Here is a 26,811-nt window from a genome sequence, read left to right as displayed (position 1 = left end):
TCTTTATTTAACAAGTACATTATAGAGCTTTTTTAAGACTTTGTATTTTTTGAATCAAAGTTTAAAAGACTAGAGCCCTCTAAATTAGAATTTGATAAATTGGCATCAATAAGAGAGGAATTATCAAAGACAGTATAACGTAAATCGGCTTTTTCAAGATTTGCCTTATTCAAATTAACGTTTACAAACTTTGCTCTGCTTAATATTGAATTAGAAAAAATAGCATTTTCTAAATTCATATCTTTAAACTCAAAGTAAGAATAATTTACATCAAATTTTTCACCCTGCGATATTTTCTCTTGCAGATCTTTAATTGAAGTTATAGCACTCTCTAGACCTGTAATTTTGCTCTGTCCCTGATTGTCAATCATAATTGAATTATCAAATTTGCAATCTGTTAAATGAATATCAGCAATTGAACTTTTATATATGCTTGAAGAGAGGAAAGAGACATCACTCACTGTTGAATTATTCAAATTGCTAAGAAAAAAACTAGTCTTTCTAAAGGCATTATCATAAAACACGGAGGATTTGAAATCACTTTCAATAAAGTTTGAATTAGTGACTTTTGACTTAGACCAGCTCGAATTATCAGCTAATAATTTGAAGAATATTGAATTTTCTATCTCACTCGAATCCATATTATGGTGGGAAAGAGTACTATTATAAATTTGAGAGTCTTTAATTTTTGTCTTATAAATTGAAGTTCTAGAAAGATCTGAATCTTCTATTTTTGCAGAGGTAAACAATGAATGATCAAAGAACGAACCACTCATGTCAGAATTCACAACTTTAGTATTATGAAACTTTCCATGACAAATGTTAGCGTTATAGGTATTAACTTTATACAATTCACTAAAACTAAAATCAATATTAGATAAATCAGCATCCTGAAGGTCTGCTTCGAAAACATATGCATGTTTTATCTTGGAACCATTTAGTATAGATTTAATGAAGTTTGAATTATCCCCTTTCACATAGGAAATTTGTGAATTGCTTAAATTGGCTTTTTCGAAATTACTGTTGACTATAATGGAAGAATTAAAATAGGCGTTTGAAAGATTGCTACCTGTAAAATCCGATTTTTTTATTTCTGAACCATATATGTTAGCATTTTTTAATGAAGAAAATTGTACCTTGAGCTTATGTGCATCCACTCCAAAGAAACTTGCGTTGTCGAAATTATTTTTCTGCATAACAGTGTCGTTTATTTCACTATCACTAAAATTGATGTAGCTTGCACTTGAGTTTGATAAATTGGAGAAATTCATTTTTACATTCAAAAACTTGGTATGCAAACCAATTATATTACGCATACTTACTTTGTTGAGATTAGAATTGATAAAATCAGCATAACTGATATTAGACTGATCAAATATGATATCTGTTAAATTTGTAGAAGCAAATTTTGAAAAACTTAAATTTGTGCCTTTTATTTTAACGCCATGTAAATTAGCATTGGAAAAATTGGCACCACGCAAATCAACATCGATAAAAGACACATCTGATAAATCGGTGTTAGAAAAATCGGCACCAATTAAACTTACTCCATCAAAAATAGATTTGCTTAAATACAATTGACTAAAATTAGCACCATTTAAATTAGGACCAAAACCTTTCTTAAAATCTTGTGGTATGCTGGCTTTATTACACTGTACTAAAAATTTAGCAAAATCTTTTGTATTGTAAGATATGTATTTTACATCGTGCAGAGCACTTAAAAAATCATTGATTGCATCATCTCCATAGCATAAATGACCAACTAAAATTAATATCAAAAGTCTAATTATCTTTTTCATCGCAGGTACTTTCTTTTGTTTTTATAGCAAAGTTATACATCTCTGAGTCTTCTTCATTGTTTATTTCTTTATCCTCTAAAAGGTATGGCATCATTTCAGCAATTGCATTTATTATATCGATCTTCTTTTTCTCAATTGCTATGTCGATAGGGGACTTAAAATTATTATCAACTACTCTAGGATCAGCACCTTGTAATAAGAGAAAGCGAACTGTGTCTATTTGACCTTGTTTCACTGCATAAATTAGAGGAGTATCACCCAATTTATTTCTAAATCTTAGTATTTCTTGAATTGTTAATCCAATTTTTTCTAGCTTATTTATTACTCCTCTTAGACAAATTAAGTTGCCCTTCTTGATGCAGTAAAAAAATTGCTTACTGTAATCATCAGTAAATATAGTTTTAGGAAGGTGCTCATTTAGGCTATCATATTGTCTTTTATATATAGACTTGCTTTTATGTTTTTTTATTTCTTTGTTTAGCTTTGTCCATTTTTCGCTTTTTTCATTTTTTTTGTTCACAGGTGTTATATTGTCAGGCTGTTCTTCTTTCTTTTTCTCTGTTAATTGGCTTGTTGAAAGTTCGGTGTCTTTTTTGCTAATCTCCTCTTCAGGCTGTAGGTTTGTTTGATTATTGTGACTGATTTTCTTCTCTTCAGGTTCTTCTTTTTTTTCTTCTGATAAAGGACTTGTTAGAGCTTTGGTATCTTTTATATTAGTCTCCTCTTCAGACTGTAGGTTTGTTTGATTACTTGAAGGTACTTCTTCATTGATTACATTTGTTGGGTCTGTGATTTCTTTGAGTTCGCTCAGAAGCGGCGAAGTTTTTTCAGCATCAGTGTTGCTTTTCGATACGTCTTCTTGATTTATACTGCTTTCATTTTTATTTTCTTCAGGCTGTTCTGCAGCAAGCAGGTTAGATATAACAATTAATAGTATGAAGAATGCTTTATATTTCATAAACATTGCAAATATAGGCTTAATTAAAATGATACTATAATCAAATGATTAATCTACAGTAAAAAATGCCTTAGGGTTTTATTTATATTTGCTAATAGAAAATAAAATGCTAAAATTAGATAGGCTATTTCGAGTGAAATTAATACTTTTTCTTACTCAAGCTTTTTAAAATTATATAATTTTTTTAGGGGTATATGTTACCACAAAATAAACAATTACTAGATGCTGCTGAAAGCGGTCAGCTAAATCTTGTTAAGCAGGCTATACAGGGCGGAGCAGATATTAATGCTGCAGATGAACATGGAAGTACTGCATTAATGTTAGCTGCTATATTTGGTTATCCAGATGTAGTGAAGTTTCTGATAGGAGTAAAAGCAGATGTTAATATGAAAGATAAAGAGGGAAACACTGCTCTAATTTGGGCTGCTAAATCGGGTAATTTAGGTATAGTAAAGTATCTGATAGGAATAAAAGCAGATGTTAATATGAAAGATAAAGAGGGAAACACTGCTCTAATGTGGGCTATTAGATTAGGTGAGGTGAATATAGCAAAGTGGCTGATACACGCAGGAAAAGCAAGGATTGATGAAAAAGATACCTGTGAATACACTGCATTAATGTTTGCTGCTGGATTCGGTCATTTAGGTATAGTAAAGTATCTGATAGGAGCAAAAGCAGATGTTAATGTTATAAGTCGAAATAAAGGAAGAACAGCACTAATGCTTGCTGCTGTAGGAGGTCATTTAGATATAGTAGAGTGCCTAGTAGAAGCAAAAGCAGATGTTAATATGAAAGATAAAGAGGGAAACACTGCTCTAATATGTGCTACTAAAGAGGGTCATTTAGAGGTAGTGAAGTACCTGGTAGAAACGGCAAAAGCAGATATTAATACAAAAGACAATAATGGAAACACAGCACTAATTTGGGCTGCTAAAAATGGAAAACCAGATATAGAAGAATATCTTAAAAATTATATACAAAAAAAAAGTTACATACAAAAAAAAGAACTTTTGCAGGAATATATCTATGTTGGTGTTGGTAGTGCAATAGGCTTAGCTTTAGGTATGGCAATAGCATATTATGCAGGAGCAGCTATTGGAGTTTGTATAGCATCAGCTGTCGTTGGTCTAGCGCTAGGTGGAGTAGCTGGTTACGTAATTGCAGAAGTGAAAAAAGAAAAGGATAGAGATCCAAATATAGACGTAGCTACCGCACTTAAAAATGTTTTCACTACTCAACCTTTAAGTGAAAATGTGATAGCTTTAAAGTGGAAGTAGTAAACTAAAGCTGGCTTTGTGTTTATAGTACTTTTTGCAAATAAATGCTCAGTGGTAATTTGCGTACTAAACGGTGTCATCTAAGTAGCTGACACTGGTTTCTATCATTATCAGAAACGTTATATTTTAGCATAACTTTTAACTCACAAATTTAACTGGATGCCAGTGCTGGCTACTTTTATGACATCTATCATTTTATGTTTATAGTATTTTTTGCAAATAAACGTTCGTAGTTGTAAATTAAATGCAAAAAAATACTTGACACATTTGGTAAGTTGATTATTATCAGTAAAAATGAGGGTATTTTAGAGCTCGAAATCCACCTTATTCAAGTCTGCAGACTTTTCAATTAATTTTTCAATAAAAAATATAGCACAGTCTACTTCAGTGCGTACACGTACGCTTAATTTCTGTCATAAGGTGTGTTATATTTTTCTAAATCTTTTCTTTATAGGAGGGTCATTATGTCTAAAATTCCTTAAACATTAATTTTTAACTTAAACATTTATTAAATAGTGCAGTACTGCCTTACGCGTTGCTAATCCAAACTTTACTTGCTGTAAAATAACACAATCTGCTATATCATTGCTAATTTCGATACCTCTATTTATTGGTCCTGGGTGCATAACAATTGCATCTGGTTTTGCGTGCGATAGTTTTTGTGCATCAAGTCCATACAAATGAAAATATTCTTTTTCTGAAGAATTATTATTCATGCGCTCTTTCTGCAACCTCAAGAGCATAATTACATCAGCATCCTTTATACCTTCAGTTAATGAATAATGAAGTGAATCTACTTCAGGAAGATGCTTACAAATCAAAGCTGGTGGTGCAACTAAGCTTATTTTTGCTCCAAACATTTTTAGCAATCTTATATTTGATCTTGCAACTCTACTGTGCAAAATATCTCCACATATCACAATTTTGAGGTTTTTTATTTGCTTTTTATGACTGATAATTACGAGATAATCTGCAAGAGCTTGAGTTGGGTGTTCACTGCTTCCATCGCCTGCGTTGATTAGCGAGCAGTTGACATGCTTTGCCAATGTATTAATAATACCACTACTTTTATGCCTGATTATCATATAGTCAGGATTCATTGCATTTAGTGTTTTTATCATATCTTTTAGATCTTCCCCTTTGTTAATAGAAGAAGATTTTATTGGTAAAGTTATAACATTTGCTCCAAGGCTCTTTGCTGCTATTTCAAAAGATGCGAGCGTACGTGTTGAATCTTCAAAGAATAGGTTTATGACTATTTTATTTTTCAGAACATGACTATTTTCAACTTTTTCTTCAAGGTATTGATTGGCTAATTTAGTTATATTTTCTACATCACCGATTGTGAGGTCTGAGATATTTAATAAATTCCTTCTCTTGTCCATAGCTCCTTTTTTGAGCTTATTCTACTTTCTTAATTTCAATTACACAACTGTAAAGTAAAGTAGAAGGAAGCTATAAAATTTTATTTCCACTTACATTCATCTGCTATCATAACAGCCTCAAAGAGATGCTTCTCAAGCTCACTTATAGGCAGAGTACTTTGTAGGTAATTTCCCCAAGATTTTAACACATCAGAAGTTTCAATACCTTCAACAATAGGATATTCTTGATTTTTTTTAGCATATAGCTCTTGAGCCTGTTTGCTTACAAAAAACTCCAATAAAGCTATGGCATTTTCTCTGTGTTTTGCGTTTTTTGTTACTGCTGCACCACTAATATTCACCATTACACCATCACTCGGAAAGAAAGCTCCTAACTTTTCTGTGATATTCTTTTTATTTTCTGATGAAAGGATTCTTGCAAAGTAGTAGCTATTTACTATTGCAACATTGCCTTCACCAGCGGCTACAGCATAAATTTGATCTGTGTCACCACCGCTTGGTTTTCTTGCCATGTTGCTTACAATTCCACTCACCCATTCTTTTGTTTTTTCAAAACCATTTTTTGCAATCATAAAAGCGATCAATGATCGGTTATATGGACTTGTGGAAGAGCGTACTAATATTTTCCCTTTCCATTTTTCATTCGCTAAATCTTCATAGGTACTTAATTCCTTAGGATCTACTGATTCTTTATTGTAAACCAATATTCTAGCTCTTTTTGTGAGACCAAACCAATAATCTTCATTATCTCTAAATTTTGCAGGTATGGCATTTTTTAGAGTCTCTGAATCCACTTGAGATAAGAGCCCTCTTTTTTTGGCTAAAATCAAATTCACTGCATCTGCAGTTAAAAACAAATCAGCTTCACCGCCATTTTCCATACGTGAAAGCAATTGGGAATAATCGTCAATGATATAACGTACCTTGATGCCAGTGGTTTTTGTAAAATCATCAAACAAACTATGTACTAATTCTTCTTTACGAGATGAATAAACGTTTACTACTTGTGAATCATCAATTCCGCTATTTTTATATAAAAAATTAACGACTATCAATACAGCCGCTACTAAAGATATAAATATTAAACCTTTTTTCATAAACAAACCCCTTCCTTGTCATCATCTCAAGCTATCAAAATAGCAAGGTCTTAGCAAGTGTAAATCTTCAAAACGTTGCAGTTACAGTACTGGAATAGCGATAAAAAGAAGTACGAGCCAGATTTAATTAATAATATAAGTAATATCTGGATGGCCACATCGTTCAGCAACTACTTGTAACAATTTTGAACTAATCTTTTCTTGACTGCTTTTTACAGTTTTAATAGCTGTTTCATTAGGATTTTCACTATTAGCATCTTTTGTATCTAATAACAAGTAATCTTTAAAATCAGTTTTGCTCCAATGATGAATTGTGCAAGCTAAAGTGAAAAGCAGTAGAGTGCCTGAAATTGCAACGATTGGCCAGTAAATAGTAGGATTTGTGTATGAACTTACTATGTTGCTCAAACCACCTGTTGAATAAAGTGCTAAAGGGAAGGTTATGTTTCCAGTAATAAGAACTGTTCCTAAGATAGGAAGCCATATTCTATCATTGATTAATGAATTTACTTTACTCTTGTAATAGATTGGCTGGCCTGTAAGTTCTACGATCTTCGGATCACTTTTTGCTTCTTCTGGAAGAGAGTGAAACGTAAAGTAAACACGATTACCGTTGCTATATTTTAATACCAAAGATTTGATGCATTTCTTGTCTTTTGAAAGTGTATTTGATATCTCATCTAAAACTTCTTGAGTATCTCTTTTTGTGATCTTGTGCTCCTTAGTACGTACTGCTTGCATAAATTCCCACATAATTCCCAAGGCTAAACAAGACGCTAATACTCCGACAAATATAGTAACAGGATTTATGCTGCCGATGAATCCAATGAATTCTCTTTGCTTCACAGCTAAAACGATTGACGTAATACAACATGCCGTAATAAGACCTACAAAAGGCATTGTAACTTTCTTCTTTTGCATCGTATATTTTACTTTCTGTAAAAATCTGTTTGTCTTTTTATTATCTCCAAGCAAAGATTTTTCAGAGCCATCTGTTTGATATGATGGTGGAGGAGTTGGATTTGCCTTCACTCTTTCTTTTAAATTTTCTAATGTTTTTTGACTATTCCAAGGTTCGCTGTATACTGTTTCTTGAGAAGGTGATCTGCTAACTGATACACTATCTGAACTCTTTTTTGGAGATTCTGTATTTTGCTCTATGGATGCATAAATAGGTTCTGAACTGTTCACATTCGATTCTTTTTGCCTTTCTTCATCAGAACTTGATTCGCTAGCCGAATTTGTTTGTAACGCTGTGTTTCTAGGTGCTGGTGTTGGTTGAGTTGCTGCACTATTTTCACTCACCGTTGTATGAGAAACCAGTGTGATGTTATCTTTATTTCCTGATTCAGGCATATTCGCTCCAAAATTAATTACAATGTTATGTTGATTACGCTATAGTTATTAAGATATAGTGAATACTAATTTAAGAATAAATATTAGTATAAGAACTGCTGATCAAAGATCCTTTCATTCAAAGGGCAATCTTTGTCAAAAAGTAGAGTGACTGTATTTTCGTGATCTTTCTGTATTTTTACCTGCGATATGTCGTGAAATTCCTTGTAATCTGATACTACAAGTGCTGGACGATTTTCCACGTCGTTGATATCAATTTGCACTATTGTATCATTTGAGATTAACGCTCCATTCCAACGCCTTGGGTAGTAGCTATTGATGGAAGTCAGTGCAAGTAAATTTGAATTAAGTGGTAAGATTGGCCCACCGGCAGAGAAGTTATATGCAGTGCTACCTGTTGGGGTAGACAATATAATTCCATCTCCTCTGAATTTTTCTACTTTTAGCTTATCATTAATGGTAATATTCATCTCCACTATTTGATTTGCATTTCTAAAGACATACACTTCATTTACTGCGATGTAATGGTGTTTTTTGCCACTTATGTCTGTGGCTTCCATTTTTAGTAAAGTTAGCTGAGTAGGAACTGCATGTTCTATATGATCAATTAGATCTTCAAAGCATTTATTCATCAAAAATCCGACGTTACCGGTATTTATTCCATACACATGTATATCTTTATTTCCTATGACGTAGTTGTGTAGGGTGCGTAGCATAAAACCATCGCCACCAACAACTATCAGCAGATCAACTTCATGCTTACCTGCTTCTGCTATATTGATAAAATTGAGTTTCTGTAGTAGTTTAGATACTTCCTGAGACTTGGGTAGCGAAGAAGCAATATAGCCTACATTTTTATATTTATACATGTTAAATAAAGAGGGGAGGAACTAAAAAAGACTCCCGTATTTATCATTAAACTTAGCTATTTTACTATCCTTCTCCCCTGAACCGCTTGTCAAACTTCCAGTCCATGCAGGATGAGTAAGAGGATCTCTATCAAGCTTTATTCTTTGACCTTCTTTTCCATAAGTGGAATAAGTTTCAAACTCTTGACCATCTGTCATAACTATAGTAACTTTGTGATAATCGATTTCTGCCATTGTTCTTACAAATTTCTTACCAGCTAAGATTTTAGTGAATCTGGTTCATTTGGTCAATCATTATTGTGAAATATTGACAAAAAATAAATAAAGTAGTATTCTCAATGAAGAATGAAAAATTTTTTATGATTTTTGCTTTTCCTGGTCAGGGCTCCCAATTTGTAGGAATGGGAAAGAGCTTATATGATGAATTTTCAGTTGCAAGGAACGTATTTGATGAAGTAGATGACATATTGGGTAGAAAGCTGTCTCATTTGATTTTCAATGGCCCTATTGAGAAATTAACCATCACGGAAAACGCTCAGCCAGCTATAATGGCAGTGTCAATTGCAACGCTACGTGTTATGAAGCACGTATTTGGTGAATCTCTTTACAGCGTTCAGTATGTTTGTGGGCATTCAGTTGGCGAGTATACAGCGCTGTGTGCTGCAGGGGCATTGACGCTTGAGTCTGCAGTCAAGTTGCTAAAAGTTCGTAGCGAAGCAATGCATGAAGCTTCACTAAAATGCAAAGGTGGAATGTTTGCTCTACTTGGAGCAGAAATAAGTGAAGTAGAAGGTATATTAAAATCAGCTCAAATTGATTGTGAAATTGCAAACGATAATGGTGGTGGGCAGGTAGTGGTGAGTGGTACTGCAGAGGCTCTTGAGGTCTTACCTGATTTATTCAAAAACTCAAGTGTCAAGAAAATGATAAAATTACAAGTTAGTGGGCCTTTTCATTCATCTTTTATGAAACCTGCTGATGAAAAACTTCTGGAATTTTTAAAAAGCATCAACATAACTCGCCCTTCGATTCCTTTTGTATCAAACGTTACAGCTAAGGAAGAAAGTGATCCAGAGATCATAAGAGCTTTGCTCGCTAAGCAAGTTGTAAGTAGAGTAAGATGGAGAGAGATGGTTTTATATATGACAAGCCATGGCACTAATAAGTTTGTTGAAGTTGGCCCTAACAAAGTTTTATCTAATCTAGTTAAAAGAATTGATCAGTCTATCAGTGTGAAAAATATAGATAGTATTGGTGATATTAATAGCTTTTTTGATGAATCATTAGTACTAACAGCGAAAAATTTAAAAGTTGGGTTAAGTTAAAGCATATCTATGTAATATCATTCAAGTAGCTAACACTAGTTCCTTTATGATGGTGTCATCCCAGTGCTTGGCACTGGGATGACACCGAATAGGCTACTTGAATAATACCGAAAGAGCTACTGGAACGACAAGGGGCTGTTTGAATAGCACCCTTCCGGTGTCTCAAACTACAACAGTTGTGAATAGAGAGTAATACGAAAAATTATACAATCAACGAACTACCTGTCATCTCGTTTGGCTTTTTGAGTCCAAGTAGCTGTAAAATAGTAGGAGCAATATCAGATAATTTTCCATCTCTCAGTTTTAAATTTTCACAAGATATAATAAATGGAACTTTATTTAGAGTGTGCGCTGTGTGAGGTGTGTTATTTTCTTCATCGAACATACATTCCACATTACCATGGTCTGCTGTAACAATGAGTGCAGTATTACCCACTTCTTTGACAACGCTGAGTACTTTTGCAAGGCAATCATCTACAGCGAGCACAGCTTGCTCGGCCGCTTTTATATTACCTGTGTGTCCCACCATATCAGGGTTAGCGTAGTTTACAACTATCAGCGCAAATTCTTGATAATAAATTTTTTTTACAAGCTCTTCTGTGAGCTCAAAGGCTGACATTTCAGGCTGCAGGTCATAAGTTTTAACTTTTGGTGAAGGAATTAGTATTCTTTCTTCACCAGAAAAAGGTTCTTCTCTTCCACAATTAAAAAAGAAAGTCACATGCGCATATTTCTCAGTTTCTGCAATGCGCAATTGCCGTAATTTATTGTCTTCTATTATCTCTCCCAAAGTGTTGGCAAAAGATTCAGGAGGAAAGAGATAAGGTATTTTTAAGTCCGCTTTATATTGCATCATACTTAAAATTGAAGAGAATTTTGCCACTTCAGTATAGCCTGCTTTACCAAGACAAATACTTGCCAATTGTATCATTCGATCAGCACGAAAGTTAGCCAATAGCAATCCATCTTCTGGTTTTATACCTTGATAATCGCCTATTATTGCGGGCCTGATAAATTCATCGGTTATATTATTTTGATAATTTTCATCAATAAGCGATACTGCATCATCATAACGAGGCGCCTTTGCAAATGCGATGGCTTCATAAGCTTCAATTGTTCTTTCCCACCTATTATCACGGTCCATAGCATAATAACGCCCAGAGACAGTGGCGATTCTTATATCATTTTCCTTTATGCTTTCTGTAAATTCTTGAATGCATCTTTTCCCTGAATTTGGCAATGTATCTCTGCCATCTAAAAATGCGTGTATTACAACTTTAATTCCGCGCTGTGATATCTTGTTTGCTAAAGCTGAAATGTGCTTTTGATGCGAATGAACACCACCATCTGATATCAATCCCATTATATGGCATATGCCATTCTTACTTTTTAGATCATTAATAAAATTCTGTAGATTTGCATTATTTTCTATCGTTTCGATTTCTTGATTAATACGCTGAAGGCTTTGCATTACCACTCTACCACTGCCAATATTCATATGGCCAACTTCTGAATTGCCTATTTGGCCTTCTGGTAATCCAACATCAGTTCCACAGGCAGATAAACTGCACTTTGGATAATTAGAGCGGATATATTGCCAATAGGGTGGGTTTGCATTGCTAATAGCGTTGTATTTACTATTTTCTATTCCATTGCCCCAGCCATCTAGTATACATAAAACGACTGATTTAAAGTTCATATAAAAGTTAACATCGAAACCCTCAATGGTACCAAAAACAAACTCTTCTCACAACTTTTGTGTTAAAATAAGAGATAGAAAAAGCTGCTTGGAGGCAATGGTATATGAAGTTTTTCATAAAATATTTTATTAAAGTGATTGACAGTTGCTGAAGTGTTTACTAAAACACTTGCATAGCTTTAATAGTGAGGTTAAATGAGCTCTAGCCAATATATAAAAGGTAATACTTTAGCAACATCAGGCGCTATAGTTAATACAAACAAGTTCGTAAGTTTTTTAAAAAATAATACACACATTACAAAGCTTATTTTACGATGTTCAAAAATTAATTATGAGGTTATAAAAGAATTAGCTCAGCTTTCTCATCTTACTTCACTTGATCTAAGTTGCTGTTGTATTGGTACAGAAGGTGCGAAGATTTTAGCAAGCGGAAATCTTATAAATCTTACTTCGCTTGATTTAGGAGGAAACGAAATTGGTGATGAAGGTGTAGAGGCTTTAGCCAGTGGAAATCTTACAAGTCTTACTGAGCTTAAATTATATGATAATAAAATTGGCGATAGGGGGGCAAAAGCTTTAGCGAGTGGAAATCTTACAAATCTTACTTTACTTAGTTTAGGATTTAATGAAATCAGTGACAAAGGTGCGGAAGCTTTAGCGAGTGGAAATCTTACAAATCTTATTACACTTAAAGTATATGATAACAGCATTAATTACAGAGATGTACAGACTTTGGCGAGTGGAAATTTGGTGCGTCTTACTTCGCTCATTTACAATTATTGCAGTATTGATGAAACATTGCCAAAAAATGTCCTTCCTCAATTAAAAAGGAAATGTAATAAAAGAAAAATAGGAGAGGAGCCAGATAGCAAGCTAAGTGAAGCGCAGACATCTTTGCATTTTGACAGTAAAGGCTTTAAACCTATATAACTTCACACGTTTTGTCTGTTTAATAGACAAAAAAAAAGTAGTGAATTTTGGGCTAAAAGTGAAATGTACAGATTGTATAAAATAGTGCTCCCCGGGCCGGATTCGAACCAGCGACCAATTGGTTAACAGCCAACTGCTCTACCACTGAGCTACCGAGGAATAAACTGCTTTCAACTTATCACATTGAACGCCGATTGTAAACGATTTTTATGTAGACTTTAGACCTAGATATCATTCCAGTGCATGGAGCTGTAATCTAGTTCTTATTACCTGATATGCTCATTTGACAGTTAAGTCTTCTCTACCCCTATTTGCATAATACCTTCGTTTACGGTTAAAAGATATCGAGGTAGTAGGGTGTATTAGTTTTTGCAAGCTGTTATTTTGCTATGGATTGCTGTAATGGCATCATCTATTTTATTGTTATCACAGCCTGTTTGGGCAAGTTCGGCATTTCCACCGCAATCCCTTCTGGTTAAAGTAGATACTAGCTCTTTTGCATTGATCTTATTAGTTAAATCTTTACTTACTTTAACAATCAAAACTGTTTTATCCTTTTCTATTACCATGAAGGCTATTACAGTTTTCGGTTTTTGTTGCTGTAGAGCAAATTCCCTTATTATACTTCCTGGAACGTTATTGAAAGTGTGGCTTACGAAATTTATTCCATTTATTTCGGTACTTTTTACAGTTTCTACACTGATAAGCTTTTTATAAAGATTTTTTATTTTGACTTCAAATTCTTTGCGCTCCTGGCTTAAAATACTGAGTCGACTTATTATTTCATTTACTGGTGCTTTTACGCATTCTGCAACTTTTTTTAAGCTAATTTCGTTATTGCGTACATAATTAATTGCTTCTTGACCGGTTAAAGCTTCAATTCTTCTTACTCGAGATGCAACGGAACATTCTGCTGCTATCTTAAACAAACCAATTTCTCCGGTACGCTCCACGTGTGTACCACCACATAATTCTTTTGAATCTCCAATTTTTACAACCCTAACATTATCACCATATTTTTCACCAAATAAGGCCATCGCTCCTTCGTCTATTGCCTCATCCATACCTTGAACTTTTGTGGACGTAGAAAGATTTTCTCTGATTAGAGAGTTTACTATATCTTCTACTGAAGACAGCTGATCCTGAGTGACTGGCTTATTGTGACTAAAGTCAAATCTTAGTCTATTTGGTGCGACTAGAGAACCTTTTTGAGTAACGTGATCACCTAAGATTTTTCTGAGTGCAAAGTGTAGAAGATGTGTAGCTGAATGATTTCTTCTTAAGTCTTGTCTTCTTTTTTTATTAATACTAGCTGTAACTGTGTCACCTTTACGAACTGAACCAGATTCAACTATACATCTGTGTAAATATAGGTCGTTAATCTTGTTGGTATTTTCCACTGTTAACGTACTTCCATCAGACTTTATAAAATTTCCAGTATCTCCCACCTGTCCACCTGACTCTCCATAAAAAGGTGTTTTATCAAGTATAATAGTTATCTTTTCTCCTTCTTTTGCAGAATCAATTACTTCATTTTTAGAGGAAATTATTGCGAGTACTGTTGCATCCTTTACTTCATCACGTTCATAACCAACAAATTCCGTTTTGCCAAACTGATCGATTAAATTAAACCATACTTGTTCAACAGATTTTTCACCAGATCCAGTCCAATTAGCACGTGCTCTTTCTTTTTGCTCTTTCATTGCATTATCAAAACCTTTTTGGTCAAAATTTATTTTCCTTTCTTTCAAAATATCAAGTGTGATATCCAAAGGAAATCCATAAGTGTCATATAGTTTGAATGCTGATTCTCCAGATAGAGTGTCACCTGATTTTAAATCTGCAGTGAATTTGTCCAAGAGATTAATGCCTTTCATTAAAGTGTCTTTAAAGTTTTCTTCCTCTGATTTTAACGTTGTTTCTATTAAGCTTTTAGCTCTGATTAGCTCTGGATAAGCATCTCCCATATAAGCCAAACTTGTGCCATCTATGAGTGCAGGAAAAACAAGGTTCAATAGAGAATCATTATATCCAAGTAGGTGGATATAACGTGCTGCTCTCCTGATCAATCTGCGTAGTACATAATTTCTTCCTTCATTTCCAGGAAGCACTCCTTCTGCGATGAGAAATGCAGCTGCACGAAGGTGATCTGCGATAATCTTATGAGCTACTTTATTTTCCGTATTTCCACAGTACTCTTGCGATTTACTTACCAGAGCAGAAAATAGGTCAATATCATAGTTATCATGAACGTTCTGCATAACAGCTGCTATTCTTTCAAGGCCCATTCCGGTATCGATGCATTTTTTTGGTAATTTTTGTAAATTACCTTCTTCATCTTTATTAAATTCCATGAACACCAGGTTCCAAATTTCAACAATTCTGTCGTCTTCATGTAAAGCGGAATTTCCATGATCGTAAAAGATTTCAGAACATGGGCCACATGGACCAGTATTGCCCATGCTCCAAAAGTTATCATCTGTTGTAATTCTTATGATTTTATCATCTGAAAAGCCACTTATCTTACGCCAAATTTCATATGCTTCATCATCAGTGTGGTAAACAGTTATGGATAGTCTGTTTTTATCAAGAGACAATTCTTCAGTAATAAATTTCCACGCAAATTCTATCGCAGTTTCTTTAAAGTAATCACCAAAGCTAAAATTTCCGAGCATTTCAAAAAATGTGTGATGCCGAGATGTATAGCCAACATTTTCAAGATCATTGTGTTTACCACCTGCTCTGAGACACTTTTGACTTGAGACGGCACGTTTCATTTCAGTTTTTTGCGTGCCGGTAAAGATGTTTTTGAACTGTACCATACCAGCATTTGTAAACATGAGTGTTGGATCATGCTCTGGAATCAAAGGAGAAGAAGGAACTTGCTCGTGATTATTATTTACAAAAAATTTTATAAATCTTTCTCTAATTTCGTTTAGCTTCATCGTTTTTACTGAGGTTATCTATGCATAATAAGTTGTAACAGAAGTAAAATCAATTTATCAATCTAAATATTAATATATACATTACTTAGTATAATAAAAGTAACTTTTACATAAAAATTTTAATAAAAAGATATAGGTTTAAATATTTTATCCACTAACATAGAGAAGTATTTGTTAATTCAAATAATATTTTTGTTAATTAATTTAAGGAGTGTGAAATGCCAAAAAAATTCCAAAACACTAAGAATAGCATGCGAAAGAGAGAAACAACAAATAAGCAGGAGATGGATGGTCCAACAATTAGAATTGTATCTGACTTGGAAAGTATAAAACAAAACAGAAGAGTAGAATTTTTAATTAAAGGAGAGAATTTAACAGTAAAAGACCTCTCTATATCTTCTAGAGCAGCTGAGATAGGCTTGGTTACAGGAATAGTAAATTCAATAGACATTCCTCAAGCAATTCGTGAATCGACAATAGATGGAATTATTTTAGGTCTTAAGAGTGGAGAAATAGAAAAAAGTAAAGAATATAATTATAGAGAATTTAAGAAAATATATCTAAAAAACCTTGTAGATGAATTGGGTAAGGATAGTTCAAAAAAGCTAAAAGAAAGAACTGATGAAAATAGCCAATTGAGAGAATCTACTACTGAAGAAATTGATTATCAGATGCAGGAAGATGTAACTATCGAATCAGCTTCTTTAACAAAACAAGAATTCGATTTTGCATCAAGCAAAGTAACTACTAAAGAGATTAATGACGTAATAAATGAAATAGAAGAATCAAATGCTAGTTATGGAATTACTCCTGAAGATATAAGTAGTGTTTCCCGTTTTGATAGTAATTCACAAGAAGTGTTAGATCATTCTATATTTAATAGCACAGATGTGGAAGGGCCTAAATTACCCGAAATAAATGGAGGACAGTATATAGGAATAGCAGGGATTGCTGGTGGTATATTTGGTGGAGTGCTAGCAGTAGCTTTTGCAGGATTAGGATACTTTGTATGGCATAGAAAAAATAGGGAAGGTAGTTACGATGTTGAAAAAGCGATGAAAAACCTTCCTGAACAAGCTCAACTTGAGCATTCCGGATCTACATCAGAAATAGAATCTTTGCTCAGCAATGCTACATCGGTAGCACATCTATCTTCTCAGATTAGTGTCGAGTAAGATTCCAGAGTTTGATGGCACAACAGTGCCATCAACTTAGCTCTTACAGCACTTATATGCTCTGGAACCAAAGGAGAAGAAATTTTCCTGTCTTACAAAAAATTTTATAACTCTTTCTCTAATTTTATATCGTTTTTACTAAGGTATAATAAATTGCAATGAGAAATTCAGATATTAATATATGTATTATTTAGTATAATAAAAATATAAAAATCTTAGTGAAAAGATGTGGACTTAAATAATTTATCTTTTATACATAAGGAAATATTGGTCAGCTTGGGGGTCATATATGTCAAGAAGATTTAAAAATACTGTAGGAAAAAAAAGATCAATCAATAAGGAAAAAAGGAATAGATGGATTAGTATTGAATCAGAATTGCGAGATGTAGAACAAAACAGAACAATATATTTTCTATTGGGAGGAGGTGATTTAAAACTTAAGTATGTATGTATGCTTGACGATACATCTTATCGTATTCTTGTTGCTGAAGGAGAAATAGTGCATGCAGAAAATCCAAAAGTGATGATTGATGATATTGTTTCTGATCTCAAGAGTGGAAAAATACGAAGTTATAAAAGATATAATGCCAAAGAGTTTTATGAAAAGTATCTCAAAGAGTTTTTGAGTAATGAGAACTTGCAAAAGCTGGAAGCTGGTGATATTGAAAATACAACAGCAGAACTACCAAACTTAAAACAAGTAATGGAAGAAATGAAAAAATCAAACGCTAGCAATGGAATTACAATGCGAAATATAGAAAGTGTTCAAAATACGACGAATATTTTGGGTAATCCTATGATTCATGATACAAACTTGAGAGAGTTTAAATTATTGGAAACACCTTCAAACGAGAAAAATAATATAGTGTTCACAGTAGGTATGTTAGCAGTAACAGTAGCTTTGGTAGCAGCTGTACCATTTAAATGTTGGTTTTATAATAGAAAAAATAAAAGCCATAGTAGTGCTAAGGAAGAAACTCCATCTAGTTATTTATTAAGTGCAATAACTTTAGAAAGTGGAACTAATTCTATTCGTTAGCCAAAATATTGCAAAAATAGAATTTTTTTATTATTTTTTTACAGTTTCCTCATTTAATAATTTTTATGCTCTAATTATTATACTTAATTTATCATTACCTGTTGTGTAAACAGGATGAGAATTTTCAATAATCTACATCCTTTAGTAAGAAAAAATCAATACATTCACGATAAATTTACCTCATATCTGTGTTTTATATGTGGAATTTCGAATGGAAAATTATGCAGGCAAAGAAAGAAGAATAGTGAATATAGTTACTCAACATTGGAGTGATATAAAAGGATCAGATAGAGAATGGCCAGAAAGACATGAAATAGACACTGCAGAAATCATGGAGTCATGGCAGCATTGTTTTATCATTGAAGTTAAAGATCGAGGTTATATTTGTGAAAATGCAGGAGAAAAAGCTATTGAATTCTATGGTTTTGAAAAAAAGATGTACATCGATGATAAGTATGCAATTGATGCACCATTTTTGCGGTTATATAAAATAGATGCAGTTATTGATAAACTTGAGACTGTAATAGAGAGTAAATGCTCAATTAACGAAGAGGAAGAAAGTGAAAGTGTTAAAATGAGGCAAGTATTGTTGCCAATTGGAGATAAAGAAGGTATAACACATATACTGGGTGTGATTACATTCAAGCTGCTTTAAAATACAATTTTAATTTGATTTTTTAATAAAGTTATCTATACTCATACTTAATTACTAATAAAGAACTAAATAGTGATGTTTGTAAATTTGTTTAGAATATGACGAAAATAAAATTAAAAACCAAATCTTCTGTCAAAAAGCGCTTTCACCTTACAGCTAAGGGTAAAGTCATCTCTACTCAGTCAGGTAAGAGACATGGCATGGTAAAAAGAAGTAAATCTAATATTCGTAATCAACGCGGTACAACGATTCTCAATAAATCTGACTCGCGTATAGTTAAACTTTATATGCCTTATGGTATTTAATAAAATGGAGGTAAGATAAAAATGGCTCGGATAAAGCGTGGAACCGCTACTCATGCTCGTCATAAAAAGGTATTAAAATTAGCAAAGGGTTATAGAGGACGGGCAAAGAATTGTTATAGAATTGCATTACAAAGGGTTGAAAAAGCACTACAGTATGCTTATAGAGACAGAAGAAATCGCAAGCGTGATTTTCGTGGTTTGTGGATAATACGTATTAATGCAGCGGCAAGAGAACATGGACTTACTTATGGTAGGTTTATGCATGGTCTTAAACTTGTTGGAGTTGATTTGAATAGAAAAATTCTTGCTGAGATGGCTGTTAATCATAAGGATGATTTTGCTAAATTAATAGAAACTGTAAGTAGTAAGTTAGCAGAAAATTCCTAAAGCAAACACACCTGAAAACATGAGAATTATTTTCATGGGGTCACCGGGGTTTGCTGTTGGTGCGTTAAACTTACTATTGAAATTACAGAGTGAAGTAGTAGCAGTATATACCAAAGCTCCAAAGCCTTCTGGACGTAGGCAGAGGTTAACAAAATCGCCAGTACACATCGTTGCTGAAAAAAGTGACATAGAGGTATGTACTCCTGCCTCTTTAAAATCTTCGATAGAGCAAGAAAAGTTTGGAAATTTTAAGCCAGACGTTGCAGTTGTTGCTGCGTATGGATTGATACTTCCAAAAGAAATTTTAAATATTCCCAAATATGGTTGTATTAATATTCATCCATCATTGCTGCCTAGGTGGCGCGGTGCAGCTCCGATACAGCACACAATTTTAGCCGGAGATCAAGAAACCGGAGTTAGCATTATGCAGCTAGATGAAGGATTAGATTCTGGCCCTATTTTAAAACAGAAAAAATTTCTTATTGAAAAAAGCGATAATTATAAGACGTTGTATGATAAATTGTCTGAATTAGGTAGTGATTTACTGCTGAAAGTACTAAACGAAATTGAAAAGCAAGTTCCCTTAAAACAGAGCGATAACGATGCGTGCTATGCTGACAAAGTAAAAGACTATAAAATTTACGCAAGTGACGCCTGTGAAATTGCTTATAGAAAGGTTAAAGCATTTTATCCAAAAGCATTCATTAAGGTAGAGAATAAACGTATCAAGATACTTGATGCTGAATTTGAAGCCTTCACTTCAGGACAAGGTGAGATCATTAATGATAATATGCATATAAGTTTAAAAGGTGGTACTTTAATTCCTAAAGTTGTACAAATGGAAGGAAGAAATCCTTGCGATATTAAAGATTTTGTTCGTGGCTTAAAATCAAGTTTAACAAAAAAATTTATAGAATAGACTACTTTGAAAGGAGAGTGAGGAGAGCTAAAGCAACTTCTACAATTTGGTATTCCGCTGCTTGTTAGCGGAATCTACAACAAGATACCGCGTTTTGGTGTACGAACATTGCAATTTGCAGGTAATTTGAGTAGTAGATGGTCAGTGCTTGACACTGGAATGGCTTTGTTGCACAGCTCTTCGGATAGTGGGTAATGTATAATAAATTCATGAAGCTATATCAAACTTAGCCATGCCTATTTCAGTAAATTTGTTAAGCAAATAACACTTGAGTAGCAGTTCCTTCTCACGATTAATCTCAGATTTATTCCTAAAACTAAATCCAAATATTTGCTTCAGTCGCGAGAAAAAACTTTCTATATAAGATCTCTTCCAATAATTTATCTCTTTTTTCCACCTCTTCATACCATCTTCATCATATGACTTTATGAGCTTGATTGTAGAATTTCTCTCATTCATATAATCCAACTTTGGATGCTCTACTGCATTATTTTGCGGAGGAATCCTTGTCTTTATGTCAAGCTCATCGCACAGTTTGTATAACTTCTTTCGATCTATCTGCATATATCGTGCTTATGTTATACTTGGTATCCACTCTTTCAATAAGATCACAGGCTCCATAGTGGTCGGAATAAACTCCACTACTGTATTTTGCAGCTATAACTTTTTTACTACCTATCTCTAGCATTACATCTTGTTTGCTCATAGCGGCGATACTTTCTATCTGTACCATTTGCCTTACTATGGCCTGGAATATTATTGTAGATGCTGATACCTGTACTATCTATAGCAATTTCAATATCTTCCATATCGTTCTTATCAACTCTGCAGTCGTTGATTTTGATATTAAGCTTTTTAAACCTTCTTGAAGCCTGCGAATAGCTGATAATTTGCAAAATTTTCCCTATTTGCTCAAGATATTTCTCTATAAATCCCACTGTTTGCCTAAGACCAATCCTGAATAGATAGGTTATTATGTGAATTAGAATCACTACTTTGTCGCTGTAGACATTGTTGCCACCTGCTACTTTTGGACTATTTTCGTACCAATTTTCAATGGCATCGTTGATATAATGAAAAACATTTCCCCTTTCTTGAAGAAATTTGTTATATTCATTGCAGTTACTGACTTTCATTCTTATTGGCATATTTTTCTTTTGTCGGCTAAATATCTATTTTATAACAAATTCCATCAGTAACTGCCTGTTCTTTCCTTGAGTGGTGCAACAAAGCCCACTGGGATCCAGAACAGGTAATAAGAAGCACTGAAATGACATCTCTATAGAACTCCTAACCAATCAAAAATATTAAGAAATTTACCAAGCAAAAAAAGGCAAAAGAATCCCCCAGTAGTGAGTTTTAACCCTATAATAATGTAAATCGGCATTGTAATAATGTGCTAACGCTTATTTAAAGCGCGTTTTGGCTGAATGTAGAAAAAATAAAAAAGACATGCAGCCGCTATAATTTTATGTAATCTGCCAATATATACCTGAGTTTTTTACTGAATTTTTGTTGTTAAATCTGCAGAGATTAAAAACAAGGATAAATACTCTTATTGTCATGATAAGAAGACTGATGAGGTTTGTCAAGTTGACTCTATTGCATATCCTTATAAGTAAATTAATGTTATCCTTAACTATTGCTAATCTAAAATTTTTTATGTTCATACACTTACGTGTTCATAGCGTTTATTCTCTGCTTGAGAGTTCGGTTAAAATTGAGGAGCTGATTGGTCTTTGTTTGCAGAACAAAATGCCGGCAGTTGCAGTTACTGATTCAGGCAACTTATTTGGCTCACTTGAATTTGCAGAATATGCAGCAAATAAGGGAATACAGCTAATAGTAGGATGCAATATTATCGTTCGACACTTAGAACAAAATTTATCAATACTCCTACTTGCAAAAAATGAACAAGGGTACACTAATTTAGTCACTTTGGTGAGTGAGTCTTTTAAAAAGCGCAAAAATAGCAGCGATATTCCCTACGTTGATTTTGATGAGCTATTAAGTTTTAATACAGGTCTAATCGCCTTAACTGGTGGATGTTTGGCTCAACTGTTATTGGAGCAAGACAAAGAAACGGTTGAAAAACTGCTTTCAGCATTCGATGGTCATTTATATGTTGAATTGCAGCGTCATGGGCTGAATAAAGAGCTAGAGCTTGAAGAAGCTTTAATAGATTTTGCTTATCAGCGCAATATACCACTAGTGGCAACGAATGATGTGTTTTTTTCAAATAGATCTGATTATGAAGCTTATGATATATTAACGTGCATATCGGAGGGCAGTTATGCCCTGGAGAATAACAGAAAGAAGTTAACTACCGAGCATTACTTCAAATCTGTGGCAGAAATGGAGGAACTGTTCAGCGACATTCCCGAAGCAATTTATAACACTTTAGTGATAGCTAAGCGGTGCTCTTACATGCCAAGAAGCAGGCAGCCTATCTTGCCTAAATTTCCTTGTCGAGAAAATAAAACTGAGAATGAAGAACTGAGGGAGCAGGCAGTTGCAGGATTAGAATTCCGCATTGCAAATGAAACGGACATAGACCTTAAACAATACTACGATCGGCTGAATTACGAACTAAGCGTAATAACTTCGATGAACTACGCTGGCTATTTTTTGATAGTTTCTGATTTCATTCGTTGGAGCAAAGCAAATGGCATTCCAGTTGGACCGGGAAGAGGTTCTGGTGCTGGATCAATTGTTGCTTGGAGCTTGCAGATTACAGATCTTGATCCAATAAAATTTGGTCTGATCTTTGAAAGATTTTTAAATCCTGATCGTGTATCGATGCCTGACTTTGATATCGATTTCTGCCAAGAGAAAAGGGACCTGGTTATTGATTATGTTCAGAAAAAGTACGGTTATGTTGCTCAAATAATCACTTTTGGAAAATTGCAAGCAAGGGCAGTATTGCGTGATGTTGGTAGAGTATTGCAAATGCCTTACTCTCAAGTGGATAAAATATCTAAAATGGTTCCATTTAATCCAGTAAATCCTGTAACTTTATCGCAAGCGATAGAGTTTGATCAAAATCTTCAGAAAGAAAGGGATAGTGATGAAGTAATTGCCAAACTTCTTGATATATCTCTAAAGCTCGAAGGAATATATCGTCACGTTTCAACTCATGCTGCTGGAATTGTAATATGCGATCAAAAATTAGAAAATTTTGTTCCCGTCTATTATGATCCAAATTCGGCTCTGCCAATCACTCAATACAGCATGAAATATGTAGAGAAAGCTGGGTTAATAAAATTTGATTTTCTTGGACTTGGTACGCTAACACTAATAGATCATGTATGTCGTTTAATTAATCGTGATAAAAAAAAATTTGATATTTCCTCAGTTTCTTTGATTGATCAAAGAACCTATGAAATGCTCTCAAGAGGTGATTCAATCGGAGTGTTTCAGCTTGAAAGTTCGGGAATGAGAGAAGCTTTAATAAAACTAAAGCCAGACTGCATTGAAGATATCATCGCTTTAATTTCTCTTTATCGCCCAGGGCCTATGGATAACATTCCAACTTATGTTGCAAGAAAGCATGGACTTGAAAAGCCAGATTACATTCATCCATTGCTTGAGGAGGTGTTAAAAGAAACATTCGGAGTAATAATCTACCAAGAACAGGTAATGGAAATAGCGCGTATTCTCTCTGGATATAGCTTAGCAGAGGCGGATTTACTCAGACGTGCCATGGGTAAGAAAATTAAGGCAGAGATGGATAAACAACGTGAACTTTTTGTTCAAGGAGCAACAAAAAACGGTGTTGATTACGACAGGGCAAGTTATATTTTTGATCTTGTTGCAAAATTTGCTGGTTATGGATTTAATAAATCCCACGCTGCAGCATATGCGATTATATCTTACCAAACAGCTTACCTTAAGGCTAACTACCCGCTAGAATTTTTTACGGCCTTGATGAATCTCAACATTGATGATAGAGACAAACTGAATTTGTTTTATCATGCTGCAAAATTCAGTGGAGTTGCTGTTCTTTCGCCTGATATCAGCAAATCTAAGGCTGAATTTTCAATAGGGGGTGAGCACATACGCTACGGAATTGCTGCTTTGCGTAATGTTGGTTTTGCTATAGCAGAAGGAATAGTAAATGCACGCTCAAGTTCTTATAAGGACATATGGGAATTCATTCAAAATTTGGGGCATATAATAAATAAAAGGGCATTAGAAAGTTTAATTAAATCTGGAACATTCGATAGTGTGCACAAAAATAGAAAGCAGTTATACGAGTCAATAGACACATTGATTTACTTTGCAAATAAAAATAGGCAGTCAAATCAAGCTGCTTTATTTGGTCATCTTGATATTCTGAAGCCAAAACTTGAGAACGTGGAAGATTTTAATGAAGAGGAAAAATTAGAGCATGAGTTATTTTCATTGGGATTTTACTTAACTAATCATCCACTTGAAAAGTTTAGAACTCTCTTGAAAAAATTAAATATTGGGTTTATCGGAGAGAGTAAAACGATAAAAACTGCTGGTGTAATATTAAATGTGCGTATGAGAACCTCAGAACGTGGAAGATTTGTTATACTAACACTTTCTGATCCCCACAATGTTTCTGAAATAGCATTCTACAATAATGAAATAATAGAAGAAAAAAGGAATCTATTTTCACCTGGAGCATTTGTGATAATTGATCTTGAAATTTCAGAAAACACAACGAGACTATCAGGAAAGGACATATCTGAATTTACAGAAAAGGTTACTTCTCTAATGAAAGGATTAGTTTTAACTGCTGTATGTTCAGATTCGCAAAAAGTTGCTGAGGAGTTGAATGCAGTGTTGAAAAATGGAGGCAAAACCAAAATAATGCTAAAGTTTCTTCTCGAAAAACATAAAGTCAGCATCTTGTTGCCAGGTACATATTCAATCACCCCCAAAGCTATTTATGAAATATCTCACTTAAGTTGGATTGAAGACGTAGAAATTAATACAAATAACTTGCTTATATAAAAAAGTTTTATATAATTAAAGTGTTTAATTGATATTAAAGGAAGATATAGTGAATCTCTATGAATTTACTTTTATAGCACAACCGAACTTATTGCAGCAAGAAGTAGAAGAAATGGTCCAAGAATTGGCTATTTTGTTGAAAAATATTAAAGCAGATGTTATTTCTCAGGAGGTTAAAGGTCTCATAGAAAGAGAACATAGCACAGTTACAAAACAAGAGCTAGAGGCAAGTACCCAAAGCATTAAAAAAAGTCTGATTGTTTACTCTGATTTTTTGGAAACTCTGACAAAAATTTTGTGGGTTGAATTGGAAGAAGATTTTTCAAATTTAAAAGAAATAAAGTCAAGAATCGATAAAGAATTGAAAAATGAACTAAGTGATACGGGAATAAAACAAAATTTTATGGACCTTCCAGGAGCTAACATTAAAAGTGCATTTATCTATAATGTAGTAAATGCTTTTAAGGAAAATATTTCACAACATCTAATAAAGCCCCTTCAAGAGGTTTTAAAAAGTTTTAAAATAGTAGACTCAAATCAATTGAATAAAACGCTGGAAGTGCTTTTGAAAAATATTGAAGCTTCAGGATTGATAAAATATGAATATTGGGGTCTATTGGATTTTGCATACCCAATAAATAAGATGAAAAGTGGTCATTACTGTATGATGTGTATAAGTTTTACTTCAAGCATTATGGATGAATTTGAGCGTAGAGTAAAACTGAATGAGAATATTATTCGCCACTTGTCTGTACGGGTTAATGAGTTTTTTAAAGGTAAATCTTACATGATGGATAAACAAATTGAGGAGAAAAGTGCATAATGATGAAAAGACGAAATAGTTTTAATAATTCTTACGTGTCTGTAAATAACAGAACTGGCTTTAGGCGTCCTAAGGTCTGTCCTCTTGCTGCATCTAAAGATGAGGACATAGACTATAAGAATATAGATTTATTGTCCAAATTCACCTCTGACTATGGTAGAATATTACCTAGAAGGTTAACAGGTGTGTGCGCAAGAAAACAAAGAAAGTTGCGCTTAGCAATTATAAGAGCACGCTTTTTAGCTCTTGCTCCTTACTGTACTAAAAAAGTTAGGTAATTTATGTTAATAATTTTAAAGGAAAATATAACAACTTTAGGTAAGCTTGGTGAAGTTGTCAAAGTTAAGCCAGGTTATGCACGTAATTTTCTTTTTCCACAAAAAAAGGCGATGAAAGCCACTAAGGAAAATTTAATAAAGTTAGAGGAACAGCGTTTATTATTGGAAGAAGAAAATATCAAAAAATTAAATGCAGCAAAAGTGCTTGCATCATCACTGCATGATAAATTTATTATATTAATAAAGCAAGCTTCAGAGGATGGAAAGATTTTTGGCTCTGTAACCACACGTGAAATTGCAAAAACTTTATTACAAGAAGGATATGATATAAGTCATCATAGTTTATCTTTGGGTGGAATAAGCATCAAAAATTTGGGCGAGTATCAAGTGAATATAGAATTACATAGTAAAGTGATAGTGCCAATTACTATATACGTTGTCAGATCTGAGAAAGATGCACATGAATTAAGGCAAGCAAAGTTGCAAAATCAGAAATCTGAGCAACAAGAGGCAGAGCAAGATGCGAGTAAAGAAGCTGCTGATGCTGATGATAGCTGATCAAAGATGATCCCTTGTTATAGTCGTAAAGAAATGTCTTCCATTGCTA

At 33.7% G+C, this 26,811-nt stretch carries 22 protein-coding genes, 1 tRNA gene and 1 pseudogene; 13 read left to right on the top strand and 11 right to left on the bottom strand.

Annotated features, from left to right (window positions below):
* Positions 1-32: 32 nt before the first annotated feature.
* On the bottom strand, positions 33-1,799 hold the full coding sequence (locus CAI20_RS00805; protein WP_149168673.1) for a pentapeptide repeat-containing protein: 1,767 nt from the start codon (positions 1,797-1,799) through the stop codon (positions 33-35).
* The gene (locus tag CAI20_RS00800) at positions 1,783-2,757 is read right to left on the bottom strand and encodes an ankyrin repeat domain-containing protein (protein ID WP_149168672.1); all 975 of its coding nucleotides are present in this window, start codon (positions 2,755-2,757) and stop codon (positions 1,783-1,785) included. The genes CAI20_RS00805 and CAI20_RS00800 overlap by 17 nt, the downstream gene beginning before the upstream one ends.
* Before the next feature lie 194 nt (positions 2,758-2,951).
* Between CAI20_RS00800 and CAI20_RS00795 the strand changes: the two genes are divergently transcribed.
* Entirely contained in the window at positions 2,952-4,034 is a 1,083-nt protein-coding gene (locus CAI20_RS00795; RefSeq protein WP_149168671.1) for an ankyrin repeat domain-containing protein, read from the top strand.
* Between the two features lie 497 nt (positions 4,035-4,531).
* Here CAI20_RS00795 and CAI20_RS00785 read toward each other — a convergent pair whose 3' ends face one another.
* From CAI20_RS00785 to rpmE, 5 genes are all read right to left on the bottom strand, one after another.
* Positions 4,532-5,419, bottom strand: a complete 888-nt coding sequence (locus CAI20_RS00785) for an aspartate carbamoyltransferase catalytic subunit (protein ID WP_149168670.1) — start codon at positions 5,417-5,419, stop codon at positions 4,532-4,534.
* A gap of 80 nt (positions 5,420-5,499) precedes the next feature.
* The gene (locus CAI20_RS00780; protein WP_149168669.1) at positions 5,500-6,516 is read right to left on the bottom strand and encodes an extracellular solute-binding protein; all 1,017 of its coding nucleotides are present in this window, start codon (positions 6,514-6,516) and stop codon (positions 5,500-5,502) included.
* A 123-nt stretch (positions 6,517-6,639) separates the two neighbouring features.
* Positions 6,640-7,872, bottom strand: a complete 1,233-nt coding sequence (locus CAI20_RS00775) for a hypothetical protein (RefSeq protein ID WP_149168668.1) — start codon at positions 7,870-7,872, stop codon at positions 6,640-6,642.
* Between the two features lie 83 nt (positions 7,873-7,955).
* Complete coding sequence (locus CAI20_RS00770; protein WP_149168667.1) at positions 7,956-8,741, bottom strand: NAD kinase; 786 nt, start codon at positions 8,739-8,741, stop codon at positions 7,956-7,958.
* Between the two features lie 21 nt (positions 8,742-8,762).
* Complete coding sequence (gene rpmE, locus CAI20_RS00765) at positions 8,763-8,975, bottom strand: 50S ribosomal protein L31 (RefSeq protein ID WP_006013575.1); 213 nt, start codon at positions 8,973-8,975, stop codon at positions 8,763-8,765.
* Positions 8,976-9,100: 125 nt separating this feature from the next.
* Between rpmE and fabD the strand changes: the two genes are divergently transcribed.
* On the top strand, positions 9,101-10,066 hold the full coding sequence (gene fabD, locus CAI20_RS00760; protein ID WP_179951429.1) for an ACP S-malonyltransferase: 966 nt from the start codon (positions 9,101-9,103) through the stop codon (positions 10,064-10,066).
* 202 nt (positions 10,067-10,268) lie between these two features.
* Here fabD and gpmI read toward each other — a convergent pair whose 3' ends face one another.
* Positions 10,269-11,765: a 2,3-bisphosphoglycerate-independent phosphoglycerate mutase gene (gpmI, locus tag CAI20_RS00755; protein WP_019236704.1), complete on the bottom strand. Its 1,497-nt coding sequence runs from the start codon at positions 11,763-11,765 to the stop codon at positions 10,269-10,271.
* Positions 11,766-11,960: 195 nt separating this feature from the next.
* Between gpmI and CAI20_RS00750 the strand changes: the two genes are divergently transcribed.
* Positions 11,961-12,695: a leucine-rich repeat domain-containing protein gene (locus tag CAI20_RS00750; RefSeq protein ID WP_149168665.1), complete on the top strand. Its 735-nt coding sequence runs from the start codon at positions 11,961-11,963 to the stop codon at positions 12,693-12,695.
* Positions 12,696-12,782: 87 nt separating this feature from the next.
* Here CAI20_RS00750 and CAI20_RS00745 read toward each other — a convergent pair.
* Positions 12,783-12,854: transfer RNA gene (locus tag CAI20_RS00745), tRNA-Asn, on the bottom strand.
* A 203-nt stretch (positions 12,855-13,057) separates the two neighbouring features.
* A complete protein-coding gene (alaS, locus tag CAI20_RS00740; RefSeq protein WP_007302085.1) occupies positions 13,058-15,640 on the bottom strand; it encodes an alanine--tRNA ligase in 2,583 nt (860 codons plus the stop codon).
* A 218-nt stretch (positions 15,641-15,858) separates the two neighbouring features.
* On the opposite strand from alaS, the gene CAI20_RS00735 reads away from it, so the two are divergent.
* The 6 genes from CAI20_RS00735 (at position 15,859) to fmt (ending at position 20,120) form a co-directional block, all read left to right on the top strand.
* On the top strand, positions 15,859-16,815 hold the full coding sequence (locus CAI20_RS00735) for a hypothetical protein (RefSeq protein ID WP_007302084.1): 957 nt from the start codon (positions 15,859-15,861) through the stop codon (positions 16,813-16,815).
* A 289-nt stretch (positions 16,816-17,104) separates the two neighbouring features.
* On the top strand, positions 17,105-17,854 hold the full coding sequence (locus tag CAI20_RS00730; RefSeq protein WP_007302083.1) for a hypothetical protein: 750 nt from the start codon (positions 17,105-17,107) through the stop codon (positions 17,852-17,854).
* Positions 17,855-18,065: 211 nt separating this feature from the next.
* Positions 18,066-18,509, top strand: coding sequence for a PAS domain-containing protein (locus CAI20_RS00725; RefSeq protein WP_007302082.1), 444 nt, complete (start codon positions 18,066-18,068; stop codon positions 18,507-18,509).
* A gap of 98 nt (positions 18,510-18,607) precedes the next feature.
* Positions 18,608-18,814, top strand: a complete 207-nt coding sequence (rpmI, locus tag CAI20_RS00720; protein WP_006013548.1) for a 50S ribosomal protein L35 — start codon at positions 18,608-18,610, stop codon at positions 18,812-18,814.
* 21 nt (positions 18,815-18,835) lie between these two features.
* Positions 18,836-19,201 (top strand): 50S ribosomal protein L20, encoded by a 366-nt coding sequence (gene rplT, locus CAI20_RS00715; protein WP_007302081.1) that lies wholly within the window; start codon positions 18,836-18,838, stop codon positions 19,199-19,201.
* A gap of 19 nt (positions 19,202-19,220) precedes the next feature.
* Positions 19,221-20,120, top strand: coding sequence for a methionyl-tRNA formyltransferase (gene fmt / locus CAI20_RS00710; protein WP_012481877.1), 900 nt, complete (start codon positions 19,221-19,223; stop codon positions 20,118-20,120).
* A 207-nt stretch (positions 20,121-20,327) separates the two neighbouring features.
* Here fmt and CAI20_RS06875 read toward each other — a convergent pair.
* Positions 20,328-21,268, bottom strand: a pseudogene (locus tag CAI20_RS06875) (IS5 family transposase).
* Between the two features lie 514 nt (positions 21,269-21,782).
* Between CAI20_RS06875 and dnaE the strand changes: the two are divergent.
* From dnaE to rplI, 4 genes are read left to right on the top strand one after another with little or no spacing between them, the layout of a single operon-like run.
* The gene (gene dnaE, locus CAI20_RS00690) at positions 21,783-25,103 is read left to right on the top strand and encodes a DNA polymerase III subunit alpha (protein ID WP_012481876.1); all 3,321 of its coding nucleotides are present in this window, start codon (positions 21,783-21,785) and stop codon (positions 25,101-25,103) included.
* A 49-nt stretch (positions 25,104-25,152) separates the two neighbouring features.
* Positions 25,153-25,926: a 30S ribosomal protein S6 gene (gene rpsF / locus CAI20_RS00685; RefSeq protein WP_149169001.1), complete on the top strand. Its 774-nt coding sequence runs from the start codon at positions 25,153-25,155 to the stop codon at positions 25,924-25,926.
* The gene (gene rpsR / locus CAI20_RS00680; protein ID WP_015587948.1) at positions 25,926-26,204 is read left to right on the top strand and encodes a 30S ribosomal protein S18; all 279 of its coding nucleotides are present in this window, start codon (positions 25,926-25,928) and stop codon (positions 26,202-26,204) included. The genes rpsF and rpsR overlap by 1 nt, the downstream gene beginning before the upstream one ends.
* A gap of 3 nt (positions 26,205-26,207) precedes the next feature.
* Positions 26,208-26,762 (top strand): 50S ribosomal protein L9, encoded by a 555-nt coding sequence (gene rplI, locus CAI20_RS00675; protein WP_149168664.1) that lies wholly within the window; start codon positions 26,208-26,210, stop codon positions 26,760-26,762.
* Positions 26,763-26,811: the final 49 nt, after the last annotated feature.

It is taken from the genome of Wolbachia endosymbiont of Chrysomya megacephala, assembly GCF_008245065.1.
Classification (GTDB): Bacteria; Pseudomonadota; Alphaproteobacteria; order Rickettsiales; family Anaplasmataceae; genus Wolbachia.
This window is presented reverse-complemented; position numbering and strand designations above follow the sequence as displayed.